13 protein-coding genes are annotated in these 12,047 nt (G+C 40.2%); 6 read left to right on the top strand and 7 right to left on the bottom strand.

The window, feature by feature from the left end:
* Positions 1 to 98 precede the first annotated feature (98 nt).
* The 4 genes from HMPREF9075_RS11530 (at position 99) to murC (ending at position 4,641) form a co-directional block, all read left to right on the top strand.
* Entirely contained in the window at positions 99 to 1,172 is a 1,074-nt protein-coding gene (locus HMPREF9075_RS11530) for a metallophosphoesterase (RefSeq protein ID WP_009416778.1), read from the top strand.
* A 100-nt stretch (positions 1,173 to 1,272) separates the two neighbouring features.
* Complete coding sequence (gene murG, locus HMPREF9075_RS11525) at positions 1,273 to 2,355, top strand: undecaprenyldiphospho-muramoylpentapeptide beta-N-acetylglucosaminyltransferase (protein ID WP_034557675.1); 1,083 nt, start codon at positions 1,273 to 1,275, stop codon at positions 2,353 to 2,355.
* Positions 2,356 to 2,383: 28 nt separating this feature from the next.
* A complete protein-coding gene (locus tag HMPREF9075_RS11520) occupies positions 2,384 to 3,286 on the top strand; it encodes a hypothetical protein (protein ID WP_009416776.1) in 903 nt (300 codons plus the stop codon).
* An 8-nt stretch (positions 3,287 to 3,294) separates the two neighbouring features.
* Positions 3,295 to 4,641 (top strand): UDP-N-acetylmuramate--L-alanine ligase, encoded by a 1,347-nt coding sequence (gene murC / locus HMPREF9075_RS11515; RefSeq protein ID WP_009416775.1) that lies wholly within the window; start codon positions 3,295 to 3,297, stop codon positions 4,639 to 4,641.
* A gap of 143 nt (positions 4,642 to 4,784) precedes the next feature.
* Here murC and HMPREF9075_RS11510 read toward each other — a convergent pair whose 3' ends face one another.
* The 6 genes from HMPREF9075_RS11510 to ettA form a co-directional block, all read right to left on the bottom strand.
* A complete protein-coding gene (locus tag HMPREF9075_RS11510) occupies positions 4,785 to 5,321 on the bottom strand; it encodes a DUF4199 domain-containing protein (RefSeq protein WP_009416774.1) in 537 nt (178 codons plus the stop codon).
* Positions 5,322 to 5,468: 147 nt separating this feature from the next.
* On the bottom strand, positions 5,469 to 5,846 hold the full coding sequence (mscL, locus tag HMPREF9075_RS11505) for a large conductance mechanosensitive channel protein MscL (RefSeq protein WP_009416773.1): 378 nt from the start codon (positions 5,844 to 5,846) through the stop codon (positions 5,469 to 5,471).
* 148 nt (positions 5,847 to 5,994) lie between these two features.
* Positions 5,995 to 7,359 carry an oxygen-independent coproporphyrinogen III oxidase gene (gene hemN, locus HMPREF9075_RS11500; RefSeq protein WP_009416772.1) on the bottom strand — a complete coding sequence of 455 codons (1,365 nt, stop codon included), beginning with the start codon at positions 7,357 to 7,359 and terminating at the stop codon, positions 5,995 to 5,997.
* 57 nt (positions 7,360 to 7,416) lie between these two features.
* Positions 7,417 to 8,316 (bottom strand): NifU family protein, encoded by a 900-nt coding sequence (locus tag HMPREF9075_RS11495; protein WP_009416771.1) that lies wholly within the window; start codon positions 8,314 to 8,316, stop codon positions 7,417 to 7,419.
* Between the two features lie 2 nt (positions 8,317 to 8,318).
* A complete protein-coding gene (locus HMPREF9075_RS11490) occupies positions 8,319 to 8,957 on the bottom strand; it encodes a viroplasmin family protein (protein ID WP_009416770.1) in 639 nt (212 codons plus the stop codon).
* Positions 8,958 to 8,972: 15 nt separating this feature from the next.
* Positions 8,973 to 10,664, bottom strand: a complete 1,692-nt coding sequence (gene ettA, locus HMPREF9075_RS11485; RefSeq protein WP_009416769.1) for an energy-dependent translational throttle protein EttA — start codon at positions 10,662 to 10,664, stop codon at positions 8,973 to 8,975.
* 218 nt (positions 10,665 to 10,882) lie between these two features.
* On the opposite strand from ettA, the gene HMPREF9075_RS11480 reads away from it, so the two are divergent.
* Positions 10,883 to 11,482 carry a hypothetical protein gene (locus tag HMPREF9075_RS11480; protein ID WP_009416768.1) on the top strand — a complete coding sequence of 200 codons (600 nt, stop codon included), beginning with the start codon at positions 10,883 to 10,885 and terminating at the stop codon, positions 11,480 to 11,482.
* Positions 11,472 to 11,759: a transcriptional regulator gene (locus HMPREF9075_RS11475; RefSeq protein WP_009416767.1), complete on the top strand. Its 288-nt coding sequence runs from the start codon at positions 11,472 to 11,474 to the stop codon at positions 11,757 to 11,759. The genes HMPREF9075_RS11480 and HMPREF9075_RS11475 overlap by 11 nt, the downstream gene beginning before the upstream one ends.
* 61 nt (positions 11,760 to 11,820) lie before the next feature.
* Here HMPREF9075_RS11475 and HMPREF9075_RS14040 read toward each other — a convergent pair whose 3' ends face one another.
* The gene (locus HMPREF9075_RS14040) at positions 11,821 to 11,946 is read right to left on the bottom strand and encodes a hypothetical protein (RefSeq protein ID WP_009416766.1); all 126 of its coding nucleotides are present in this window, start codon (positions 11,944 to 11,946) and stop codon (positions 11,821 to 11,823) included.
* Between the last annotated feature and the right edge of the window lie 101 nt (positions 11,947 to 12,047).

Raw genomic sequence — 12,047 nt, 5'->3', positions numbered from 1 at the left:
TATTAGCTTACTACGCCAGCAAGAGCCTCAAAACGCTCAAAGCACCCCGCTGGCTGCGCTATACTTATGCAACAATCACCATAGCCATCATTGTACTAATGGCATATCATTGGTTTGGCAAAGGCAAGACCGTCTGGAGTGCTCCACAGCAATATGCCGTAGCAGCCTTTCTCATTTGGTTTATTGTCAATTTAGTAACCAGCATAGTCCTCTTTGCCGAAGATATAACCCGACTGCTGAGGTGGCTATTTACAAAAAAACGAGGCAATACTTCCCATATGCCCTCACGCCGCAAATTCGTCAGTGCCTTAGGCTGGGGATTAGCAGCCATACCCTTTGCAAGCCTATTGTATGCAATCTTTCAAGGGAAATACAACTACAAAGTACTGAAATATACACTCTATTTTCCCAATCTTCCAAAAGCTTTTGATGGCTATCGCATCACCCAAATATCCGATATTCATTGTGGTAGTTTTGATAATTATGACAAGATACGCTACGGGGTAGAGCTCATCAATGCACAACAAAGCGATGTAATACTCTTCACAGGCGACTTGGTGAACAACCTCTCCGAAGAACTCTTGCCTTGGCAATCCCTTTTCAGTCAGTTACACGCACCCAGCGGCATCTATGCCATTATGGGCAATCACGACTACGGCGACTATTCATCTTGGGAATCCCCCGAAGCCAAACAAGCCAACATAGAACAATTACATAAATTAGAAGAAGAAATGGGTTGGAAACTCCTCCTCAATACCCACACCTATTTGCACCGCAATGGCGAGCGTATAGCCCTTATAGGGGTTGAAAATTGGGGACACGGCAGGTTCTCCAAATACGGCGACCTCACCAAAGCAATGCAAGGCATCGCCGCCGATGATTTCAAAATACTGATGACCCACGACCCTACTCATTGGGAAGACATCGTGCAGCCACAGCACAAAGATATCGCCCTTACCCTTAGCGGACATACGCACGGTATGCAGTGCGGTATTGAAGTACCAGGCTGGCGTTGGAGTCCCTCTCAGTACATTTACAAACACTGGGGTGGTATGTACCAAGAAAACGGACAATACCTCAATGTCAATAGAGGTTTTGGATACCACGCCTTCCCTGGACGATTAGGCGTATGGCCAGAAATTACCGTCATAGAATTAAAAACAAAAGAATAATAACCCAATTCAAAATTCAGAATTCAAAATTCAAAATTCTTCCCCCGTCTACAAAACTTTAAGTAAAATGCAGCTCGCACTTATAAAAAACAATTTAAATATGAAAAAATTTATTATATCAGGAGGAGGTACTGGCGGACATATATTCCCTGCCATTGCCATTGCCAACGAACTCAAACAACGAATCCCAGAAGCCGAAATATTATTCGTAGGTGCTAAAGACCGAATGGAAATGCAAAAAGTACCCCAAGCAGGGTATCCTATAGAAGGTCTTTGGATTGCAGGTATTCAGCGTAAGCTCACCTTCCAAAATCTCCTATTCCCCCTCAAGTTCATTTGCAGTATGCTCAAATCACGCCAAATTATAAAACGTTTTCGTCCAGATGCCGTAATAGGCACAGGAGGATTCGCCAGCGGAGCAGTCGTAAAAGTAGCTGCACAAATGGGCATTCCTACTTTCATACAAGAACAAAATTCATACGCAGGAATTACCAACAAAATGCTCGCCAAGCAAGCCAAAAAAATATGCGTAGCCTATGATGATATGGAGAAGTTTTTCCCTAAAGAAAAAATAGTAAAAACAGGCAACCCTATACGCGAAGGACTTTTGCACGTACAACAACACTTGCCACAAGCATTAGAAGCCTTCGCTCTAAACCCCGATAAAAAAACAATCTTAGTACTTGGTGGAAGTTTAGGAGCAAGACGCATCAACCAGCTTGTAGAAGAACACCTGCCTCTATTTGCTGAATTAGGCGTACAAGTGCTTTGGCAGTGCGGCAAGCTTTATTATGATGAATATAAAAAATACGATAGTCAGCAAGTGAAAGTACACGCTTTTATAGACCATATGGAATGGGCATACGCCTTAGCCGATGTGATTATTTCGCGTGCAGGAGCAAGCTCCGTTAGTGAGCTATGTGTGGTAGGTAAACCCGTGATATTCATACCCTCACCCAATGTGGCTGAAGATCACCAAACCAAAAACGCACAAGCCATAGCCAATAAACAAGCCGCAATTTTACTCCGAGAAAACGAGTTGGGCACACTATTTGCCGATACATTTACAAACCTTATCAACAGCGAGCAACAACAAGCCAGCTTAGCAGCCCATATACGCCTGCTCGCACAACCCAATGCTACCAAAGAAATCGTAGATACCATATTGGCATACCAGCATTAGAAATTTATAACCCTAAAAACAATTGCCTATGAAAAAGTTCATATTTTTAATAACAACAATAATATCGTGGGGAGGAATAGCACAAACCACTCTCAAGCCTTCTTATTATGTTGATACTAAAAGCGATGCATTCAAGCACGGCATAGTCGAAATAAAAGAATATGTAAATTATGAGCAATATCAGCAGTTGCAATTGCTAATGAAGAAAGGAAATGTAGGTAATATTAGCAACGAAATGATGCAACAAGCCTACGTAAGCAAGCGCGCTTCATTACAAAAAGGTAAATACATCATTGATAATGACGAACATCAATTTGAATTTGAAGTAGGTAACGGCGGATTGCTGATAGGCGAAGGTAAATACCTCAATAAAAAACGTAATATAGCCTCTACCTACATATTCAATAATGGTCGCCTTGCCGAAATTCACCTCTTTACCCCCGAAGGACGCTTGCGCAAAAAAAATATCTTCAAAGGAAACCTCATAGAGGGAGTGGTGTATAACCACGAGGGAAATATAGCCCAAAAAATAGAAATACATACAAATTTAAAAGAAGGTTCAGACCAAGTGGTAACTACTTACCACAAAAACGGAAACATAAGTAAGATTGAAGACCATATCAAAAAAACAACCAAAGAATATTATCAAAATGGCAAACCCAAAATGGAGCTAATTGAAAGCAAAAGTGCCGTAAAATACGACCCCGAGGGTAATATTATTGAAAAATGGTACATTAACGATAAAGGTAATTGCAAAGAAATATACGAAAAAGGAGTTATTACACTCAAAAACTGCGAAAGTAGAGGACTACAAGGAATAAAAATAAGCAATTATTATTACAAAAATGGTCAGTTAGAGTATTACACAATTACCGATGGTAAAACCAATAAAACTCAAAAATACGATTCTAATAACAATCCCATAAATTAATCATAACAATGATAGAAAATATTTATTTTGTAGGTATAGGTGGTATAGGAATGTCTGCATTAGCCCGATATTTTAAGCTGAAAGGAAAAATAGTAGCAGGCTACGACCGTACCCCTACCGAAATTACAGACAGCTTAATACAAGAAGGTATTGCAGTACATTTTACAGACGATGTAAATGCTATCCCCATAGCCTTTAAGAACCCCGAAAATACATTGGTAGTCTATACCCCCGCTATTCCTAAAAACCACAGCGAATTATGCTACTTCCAGCAAAATGGTTACCAAGTACTGAAACGTTCCGAAGTATTAGGACACGTTACCAATGATAGCTTTTGCTTTGCGGTAGCAGGCACACACGGCAAAACCACTACAAGTAGTATTCTTGCCCATATATTAGTAGAAAGTGGAACTTCAGTAAGTGCCTTTTTAGGAGGAATAGCCGAAAATTTCAATAGTAATATCATTATCAAAGGAAGTGATTACACTGTAGTAGAAGCCGATGAGTTCGACCGCTCATTCTTGCGCTTATCGCCCAATATTGCTTGTATTACCTCAATGGATGCAGACCATCTGGATATTTACGGTGATGCGGCTCATTTAATAGAAGGTTTTGGCGAATTTGCTAAAAAAATAAAGAAAGGAGGGAGCCTTATATTGCGCAACGGACTTACAATTGAAGGGCTTGAGTACGAAACTTACGGCTTAGATGACGATGCCGATTATACTTTTAGAAATATCCGTGTTATAGACGGCATTTACCACTTCGATTTTCATTATCAAGACAAAATCTATCGCGATTATACTTTTGCCAAACCAGGCAGGCACAACCTGCTCAATGCGCTTGTAGCTGTTTCAATGGCAGTAAAAGGAGGTTTTGATGCCGAGAAGTTGCTACCTCATTTAGCTACTTTTAAAGGAGTGAAAAGGCGCTTTTCGTATATTGTAAAAGAAAAAGACTTTGTATTTATTGATGATTATGCACATCATCCTTCCGAGATAAACGCTTTATACCAAGCCGTAGCCGAAATGTATCCCCACACCCCCAAAACAATTATCTTCCAGCCACATCTTTTCACTCGCACTCGCGATTTTATGGATGATTTTGCAAAAAGCTTATCACAATTTGATGAAGTTATCCTATTAGATATTTATCCAGCGCGCGAGCTGCCTATAGAGGGCATTACCTCCGAGGTGTTATTAAATAAAATTACTTCCCCAAAGAAATGTTTAACAACAAAAGAGGATCTAATACCTCTATTACAGCAAAAACGCCCTAAATTACTATTAGCAGTAGGAGCAGGCGATATAGGAGCCGAAGTACCCCACATCAAAGAAGCAATGGCACACCAATAAATAAAAAAGAGGCTGTCTAAAAAGTTTTTTTCAACATCCCCCCTTTTGAAGGAAGTCCGCGAGCTGGCGCAGTGGAGTATGTGTTAAGGGGGGATGTTAATTTCAAAGTTTGAAAAAGTTTATTACGCTGATAATCAATGAAATTATCTAATCGGTTTACTCTTTTTAATAGCCCCTATAATAACCCCTAAAATAACACCACAAACAATAGAAGTTATGAAAGCTGAAATAAAATTAGCTACATCAGAAGGTTTTCTAAGATACAAAGCCTCACGAACTGTTTCAAATTGCTCTTCCGACATACTCCCCGCAAAAGCATTCATTTGTTTCATTGCCAAATCCACTACTTTATCGTAATAGTTAGGGTCTAACACGTTGGTATATAACAGCATATAACCTCCATATAGCACCCCAGCTATAAGCCCAGCCAAAACACCTACTTTAGCCCCATCGCCCACTGTAAGTAAGCCTCCATTGTCTTTTTTGTACTGTTCAAGTGCCGCTACCAAAATTGCTGCCGAAATCACAACCCATACAACCAATAGCAAGGCTGATACAGCAAACTCATCAGTGTATAGCAAATCAGTAACGTATTGCAATACGTGAAACGCTATTGACGCCAACCCTAAGAAAAGACCATATTTCAGTACGATACTTTTCAAATCTACATTTTTTTCCATAAGCTAAAAATTATTATTGGGGCAAAAGTAAAAAAAGCATCCTTAATTTCAAAGAAAACATTACATTTTAACAAAAAAAATACCACGCTGTTAAGCGTGGTTTAGTTAAACTTGAAATGTGTAGCATAGCGGTTACACGAGTCTTTCTTATTTATTCTTCAATAAATCTCTGATTTCAGCCAATAGCTCTTCTTGTGTAGGACCTGCAGGAGCTGCTGGTGCTTCCTCTTGTTTTTTCTTTAGCTTATTGATACCTTTTACAAGCATAAACAATACAAAAGCTACAAACACAAAGTTGATTACAGCCGCAAGAAACTTACCATAAGCCACCCCGTTCCAAATAAGAGCGTCCAATTTGTCTACCTGTGCTGCTTTTAGTGCAGGAGTTAATAACAAAGGCGTAATTACATCGGCTACCAATGATGATACAATAGCTCCAAAAGCCGCACCAATGATAACACCTATTGCCAAATCAACTACGTTGCCCTTTACGGCAAACTCTTTAAATTCTTTCAAAAATCCCATAGATTTTAATTTTTAGTTTACTTATTTTAATCAGGGCGCAAAAATAATACTTTTTTCTGATATACACAAAAAGAAAAGGGACGAATTTCTCAACTGTCCCTTTTCAATCACTAACTAAAAAACTCAATCACTATTTTTTTTAGTATTACTACACCGTCATACTGAATATTTTTGTGTCGGGCATTTTGCGCTGTAATCGCATATCAAATGCCATACAAATATTTCTAATAAATGGCTTCCCTGCATCCGTAACATTTATTTGCTGTGGTGTTATATGCAGCAATCCGTCATTTTCCATTTCTTTCAAGTTCGCTACTATTTCATCTACCCCTTCAAAGGCAAGTTTAGTATCCTTCCACGAAGTGCTAAAGTTGCACATCAAGTTCAGTATATGCCGTCTGATGATTAAATCCTCTTCGTTCAAAATATGCCCTTTGCATACAGGTATCTCATTCGCAGCTATTCGCGCATAGTAATCATCCAATTCCTTTTCGTTTTGAGCAAAACCATACCAGCTATCACTAATTGCCGACATCCCCAATCCTATCATCACCTGCGTTTTAGAAGCCGTATAGCCCATAAAATTGCGGTGTAACAGGTGCTGTTCAAAGGCTTTATACATACTATCAGTAGGCAAAGCAAAGTGATCCATTCCTATTTCCTCATAACCCACTTTCAGCAAGTGCTGTTTGCCCACCTCGTATAGCTGTCGCTTTATATCACCCGTAGGCACATCTTCATCTTTAAAACCGCGCTGCCCATTACCCTTTATCCAAGGCACGTGCGCATAGCTGTAAAAAGCAATACGATCAGGACGCAAACTATTGCTTTTATCAATTGTAAAAAGCACATCCTCCAATGTCTGAAAAGGCAATCCAAATACCAAGTCGTGGCTCACCGATTCGTATCCTATTGCACGTGCTTGCTCCGTTACGCGTTTTACATTCTCAAAAGGTTGCAAGCGGTGTATTGCTTTTTGTACCTTTTCCGAATAATCTTGTACACCATAGCTCACTCTCCTAAAGCCTAAGTCGTAAAGCTGTTGCAAGTGCGCTTCCGAAGTATTATTAGGGTGTCCTTCAAAGCTAAATTCATAATGAGTAGCTCTGTCAGCACGCTCCAAAATACCTTCTATGAGTCGTTTAAGCTCACTAGGCTTAAAAAAGGTAGGAGTTCCACCGCCCAAGTGTATTTCTTTTATTATGGGGCGTATTGCCAAAAAATCCGTATATAACTGCCACTCTTTTAGTACCGCATCTATATAAGGTGCTTCCATTTCGTGCCGCTTGGTAATGCGTTTGTGGCAACCGCAAAAGGTACATAAACTTTCACAGAAAGGCAAGTGTATATACAAGCTAATACCTTCATTTTCATTGCTTTCCCCGTACGACTTTGCCAAGCTATCCAACCATTTCGCTACCGAGAATGTCTCGTTATCCCAATAAGGAACTGTAGGATAACTCGTATAGCGAGGTCCCGCTACATTATACTTCTGAATAAGTGATATTGCCATTTTTCATAAAAAAACGCTGCAAAGATAATAAAAATATTTTAATAAAAAAATATTTTATCAAATAGCTTCTACATTTATAGATGGATTTCCCAATTTATCTTTCAAAATCACCTCAATACCCTTTTTGAGCGTCTGTACCGATGACGGACAGCCACTACACGCTCCTTGCAATAATACCGCTACGTGATGTGTTTCGGCACAATACGAAATAAATTGTATATTCCCTCCATCACTTGCTACTGCGGGGCGCACATATTCATCAAGTATAGCCACTATTTGTTGCGATACGCTATCTGTTGTTACCATTGATAGTAATTTAGCTTGTGCAGCCTCTTGGTGCCTGCGCACCTCTTCACTGTCTATAAGCGTCCTTCCCTCACTCAAATACTGCCTGATAAACTCCCGCAGCTTGCCCGTAACCTCTTCCCAATCAGCTGATTCGCTTTTAGTAACCGAAATATAATTATTGTCAAAAAATACCTCTTCTACAAAGCTATAGTTGTCAAAAAGTAGCTTCGCCAAAGGCGCTTTTTCCGCCTCCTCTGCCGATTTGTACTCTATAATAGTAGGTACTAAACGCTTATTAGCTACAAATTTCATTACCGCAGGGTTAGGAGTAGTTTCGGTATAGATAGTTACCCCCTCATTAGCTGGTTTTCCCGCCTCACCCAATAGTATTTCTCTTCCCGATTGTAAATACAATAGTACCTGTTGCGCTACCTCTTCCTGCACATCCTTCCATTCCACTATCGGAAAGCGTTTCAATGCAATAAAATTACTCGATATATAAACCGTCTTTACAAAAGGCAAGTAAAAAAGCTCCTTTGCCAAAGGCGCATTTTTAGCCTCATCCACGTTTTTAAACTCATAACTCCCTTTCACCAACGCTTTGTTAGCTTCAAGTTTTATAATATCAGTACTTGTGGTAGCTTGTACTTTCAGGGTAATATCCGTCATTATTATTTGTCTTTACGTCCAAAGTCAGCGGGGTTTTCTCCCCACGCTTGGGTTTCCCATTTCAAGATAAGGTTCGTATAGCTATGGCTGTGCAACCAGTTTTCAGCACGAGCTATCAGCTCAAAGATTTTTTCATTATGGGCGGTTTGTGGCACTTTAGTTTTACACACTTTTTGCCGCACCCAGTTTATCGCTATTTGGCTATCCGAATAAATCGGTAGGTTCAAGTTCCGTTGTTCCATAAAAGCTAAGGCGTGTACAATAGCCAAAAACTCACCTATGTTATTAGTACCATCTTTCAGAGGTTTGAGTCTGAAAATTTCAGCTTTAGTTTCCGTATCCACCCCTCTGTATTCCATTACACCAGGGTTACCACTACAAGCAGCATCCACAGCTATCGAAGGCAGTATCGGTTTGCCAATACGTTGTAATTCCAAAGCTGATAGAGTAGGGGAGGTGGCACTTTTCTTGCCTTTGTATAGCTCAAAACTCTCGCCAAAAGCTTTTTCTGCCATCGCCAAGCTCTCAAAACTCTTAAATTTAGCCTGATGATAACCGTGAACCGCCTTTTTGCACTTATCCCACGAGCTAAAAACACCCGTTTCGTGTCCTTCCCACACTACATAATACTTTTTTGCCATTTCACTACCTTCCCACTACCTCACTAATTTCTTATATTTAATTCTTGTAGGGGTAACCTCTTTGCCAAGGCGTTTTTTCTTGTTCTCTTCGTATTCCGAGAAGCTACCTTCAAAGAAATACACTTGCGAGTCGCCCTCAAAAGCTAAAATGTGAGTACAAATACGGTCTAAGAACCAGCGGTCGTGCGAGATGACTACCGCACAGCCAGCGAAGTTTTCCAAACCTTCTTCCAAGGCGCGGAGCGTATTCACGTCCAAATCGTTGGTAGGCTCGTCCAATAGCAATACATTGCCTTCTTCTTTTAGGGTCATTGCAAGGTGCAAGCGGTTGCGTTCACCTCCAGAGAGGGTCGCCACTTTTTTGTTCTGTTCACTACCGCCAAAGTTAAAACGACTTAGGTAAGCGCGTGAGTTCACCTGCCTGCCCCCCATCATTATAAGGTCTTGTCCGCCCGAGAAGTTCTCCCAAATAGATTTTTCAGGGTCTATTTGCTTGTGAGATTGGTCTACATAAGCTATTTTTACCGTCTCGCCTACTAAAAACTCACCACTATCAGGCTGCTCTTCTCCCATAATCATACGGAAAATGGTAGATTTACCTGCCCCATTAGGACCTATCACTCCCACAATGCCCGCCTGTGGCAATACAAAGTTAAGGTCGTCATACAATAGCTTATCGCCAAAGGCTTTGGCTACGTGGCGCGCCTCTATTACATTAGTACCCAAGCGAGGCCCGTTAGGAATGTATATTTCAAGTTTTTCTTCCAATTGCTTTTGGTCTTCATTAAGCAAGCGGTCGTAGTTTTGCAAACGTGCTTTTTGCTTCGCTTGTCGCCCTTTGGCGCCTTGGCGCACCCATTCCAGCTCGCGCTCCAATACCTTTTGGCGTTTGCTTTCAGTTTTCTGTTCTTGGGCAAGGCGTTTAGCTTTTTGGTCTAGCCAAGAAGAGTAGTTACCCTTCCAAGGGATACCCTCACCACGGTCAAGCTCCAATATCCAGCCCGCTACATTATCCAAGAAATAACGGTCGTGGGTTACAGCTATCACCGTGCCGGCATACTGCTGTAGGTGCTGTTCCAACCACAATACCGATTCGGCATCAAGGTGGTTCGTAGGCTCGTCCAAGAGCAGTACATCGGGCTGTTGCAAGAGCAAGCGACATAATGCTACACGGCGGCGTTCCCCTCCCGAAAGCACTTTGATAGGTGTATCAGGGTCGGGGGTGCGGAGGGCATCCATAGCCACTTCCAGCTGATTGTCTAAGTCCCAAGCGTTCAAAGCGTCAATCTTGTCCTGTAGCTCAGCTTGCTTGTCCATCAGCTTTTGCATCTTGTCAGGGTCAGAATAGTTTTCTTCCAAGCCAAAAAGGTCGTTGATATGGTTAAACTCTTCCAATAGTTTTACCGTTTCAGCAGCCCCTTCGCGCACTACCTCTATTACAGTCTTATTATCGTCCAATTGCGGCTCCTGCTCCAAATAGCCAACCGTGTAGTTGGGAGCAAAAACCACTTCCCCTTGGTAGTTCTTATCAATCCCCGCTATAATTTTTAGCAATGAAGATTTCCCAGAGCCGTTAAGCCCCAATATACCAATCTTAGCCCCATAAAAGAAACTCAGGTAAATATCTTTAAGAACTTGTTTGTTAGTAGATGAATAGGTTTTACTTACCTTATTCATCGAAAAAATAATCTTTTTATCGTCTGCCATATCTCAGTCTTTAGTTATTAATAACTTTGCTAAAGTTTCATTAAATACCCTTTTTGCAATGTAAAGAACATATCAATTACCACTGCAAAGATACTAAAAATCTGATAATTACCAAACCTATTAAAATTTTTACGAAAAAAAGTTCCCTAAAAATTTGGTTTATAATATAAACTACCTTATCTTTGCAGCGAATTTATAACATTAAATATTTTAAAACTATGGAATTACAAGTAGCCGACAGCTTGAAAATCATTCAATCTGTCATCAATCAACGAAAACAAAAGTACGAAGAAAATGGTTTCTTCCTCATTTTTTGGAGTGTGCTCATTATGCTTGCAGGTACAGTGCAGTTTGCAATGCTTATTGCCAACTATTATCCCAAACAATCAGGTTGGGTATGGGGAGTAGTGATGCCACTTGGTTTTGTGCTCAACCTCATCATCAAGTACAAAGAAAAGAAAGTTGCTACACAAAAAAATTACGCCGATTGGTTAGATTGGATATGGGCAGTAGCAGGCATTAATGCAATTTTTGCTTTTCTAGTACCTTTCAGTCCTTTTGGCAAATTTCAAATAGCGATTTTGGTCATTTATTTGCCATTTGCTTTTGTAGCTTTAGCAATGGCATTGCAAATGAAAATGAAACTCTGGATAGCCACATCCTTAGTAGCTTTGTTGTTAATTTATGCAGCTATATTTGTACCATTTAGTTATGAAATCTATTTGCCTTTGGTATGTGTAGTATTAGCAGCCCTATTGTTCTTAGTACCCGGTATTCAATTTCATAACGAATATAAAAAGAGAAGTAATGTTTGCTGATTTAAATCCCATTTTGCATTCGCAATTGCGTTTAGCTATCATTTCGCTATTAGTTTCAGAAGAAAAAGCCGATTTTGCCCGTATCAAAGAAGTTACCAAAGCCACATCGGGCAATATTTCGGTACAAATTCAGAAATTAGAAGCCGCAGGCTATGTGAGTGTCAAAAAAACGTTCAAAGACAACTATCCCAACACCCAAGTACAACTCACCCCACAAGGGCTTTCAGCCTTTGAACAATACGTAGAAGCACTAAAAAGCTATATTTTTAACCCTTAGTAAAAAGTCTTTAGGCGTTAGCTTACACCCTCGCTAACGCCTAATTCTCTCATTTACTAATTCACAAATTTGCTAATTTCCCTAACCCCCGCTGGCGCGAGCTTGTGTTCTCTGTTTCGCTCTCATTATAGCCCCACATACGTGAAGCACGTCTTAATATGCGGTCTCTTATTCTATCTTGATTCATCTTTAATTCATCTTTAGATGTGTTTATTAATAAGACAAAGGTGCTATAAACAAATGCATCCTATACTCATAAGGGTTGTTAGTCTCTCTTATAAATCCTTT

Source organism: Capnocytophaga sp. oral taxon 332 str. F0381 (assembly GCF_000318275.2).
Classification (GTDB): Bacteria; Bacteroidota; Bacteroidia; order Flavobacteriales; family Flavobacteriaceae; genus Capnocytophaga; species Capnocytophaga bilenii.
Note: the sequence above shows the minus strand (reverse complement) of the source record. Positions and strands in the feature narration are given on the sequence as shown.

Excerpts from the sequence above, each read along its gene's own strand:
- HMPREF9075_RS11530 (WP_009416778.1), top strand. The coding sequence starts at position 99 with ATGGCATATCATTGGTTTGGCAAAGGCAAGACCGTCTGGAGTGCTCCA.
- murG (WP_034557675.1), top strand. The coding sequence starts at position 1,273 with ATGAAAAAATTTATTATATCAGGAGGAGGTACTGGCGGACATATATTC.
- HMPREF9075_RS11520 (WP_009416776.1), top strand. The coding sequence starts at position 2,384 with ATGAAAAAGTTCATATTTTTAATAACAACAATAATATCGTGGGGAGGA.
- murC (WP_009416775.1), top strand. The coding sequence starts at position 3,295 with ATGATAGAAAATATTTATTTTGTAGGTATAGGTGGTATAGGAATGTCT.
- HMPREF9075_RS11510 (WP_009416774.1), bottom strand. The coding sequence starts at position 5,321 with ATGGAAAAAAATGTAGATTTGAAAAGTATCGTACTGAAATATGGTCTT.
- mscL (WP_009416773.1), bottom strand. The coding sequence starts at position 5,846 with ATGGGATTTTTGAAAGAATTTAAAGAGTTTGCCGTAAAGGGCAACGTA.
- hemN (WP_009416772.1), bottom strand. The coding sequence starts at position 7,359 with ATGGCAATATCACTTATTCAGAAGTATAATGTAGCGGGACCTCGCTAT.
- HMPREF9075_RS11495 (WP_009416771.1), bottom strand. The coding sequence starts at position 8,316 with ATGACGGATATTACCCTGAAAGTACAAGCTACCACAAGTACTGATATT.
- HMPREF9075_RS11490 (WP_009416770.1), bottom strand. The coding sequence starts at position 8,957 with ATGGCAAAAAAGTATTATGTAGTGTGGGAAGGACACGAAACGGGTGTT.
- ettA (WP_009416769.1), bottom strand. The coding sequence starts at position 10,664 with ATGGCAGACGATAAAAAGATTATTTTTTCGATGAATAAGGTAAGTAAA.
- HMPREF9075_RS11480 (WP_009416768.1), top strand. The coding sequence starts at position 10,883 with ATGGAATTACAAGTAGCCGACAGCTTGAAAATCATTCAATCTGTCATC.
- HMPREF9075_RS11475 (WP_009416767.1), top strand. The coding sequence starts at position 11,472 with ATGTTTGCTGATTTAAATCCCATTTTGCATTCGCAATTGCGTTTAGCT.
- HMPREF9075_RS14040 (WP_009416766.1), bottom strand. The coding sequence starts at position 11,946 with ATGAATCAAGATAGAATAAGAGACCGCATATTAAGACGTGCTTCACGT.